Here is a 640-nt window from a genome sequence, read left to right as displayed (position 1 = left end):
ATGTATCAGTTCCGCTACGAAGCTTTGAATGCGGCTGTCGCGCATGTTGAATCGGATCAATACCAGCGAATGACCGCTTAAATTTCACGCTCTGTATGAAAGCGCTGCTCAGTCTGTTTAGCGGCGCTTTTTTTGTTTCCCCTTAACCCCCTCAATTGAAAACCTTGAAAATTACAAGGTTGATATTTCCAATATTGTCGAAAGGTTTAATTGTAATCATCGTTATTCGACGATAAACTAATGAAACTTTCTCCAGCTTCCTACTAAGCTTCAGGTGATGCTTATCTTGGAACTGGTCATCCCAATTCACTAACAGATGGCAATCATTACGCTATGTACGCATTAGAAATTGAACAATTACGTAAAACGTATGCGGGCGGCTTTGAAGCGTTAAAAGGCATCAGTCTACAAGTTAAAAAAGGTGACTTTTACGCGCCTCTTGGACCTAACGGTGCAGGAAAATCAACCACGATCGGCATCATCTCTTCTTTGGTTAATAAGACTTCTGGAGTAGCAAAAGTTTTTGGTTATGACATTGATACTGATTTAGAACTTGCCAAGCAAAATCTTGGTTTAGTGCCTCAAGAATTCAACTTCAACCAATTTGAAACGGTTGAGCAGATCGTCATTCAACAAGCGG

The 640-nt window shown here is 40.6% G+C and carries 1 protein-coding gene; it reads left to right on the top strand.

What is annotated here, in order from left to right; genetic code table 11:
• Window positions 1-333: 333 nt before the first annotated feature.
• Window positions 334-640: ATP-binding cassette domain-containing protein (locus tag R7E78_RS27685; protein WP_318058826.1), on the top strand; the 307-nt coding region annotated here is incomplete at its 3' end.

It is taken from the genome of Vibrio sp. YT-19(2023) (assembly GCF_033337395.1).
This window is presented reverse-complemented; position numbering and strand designations above follow the sequence as displayed.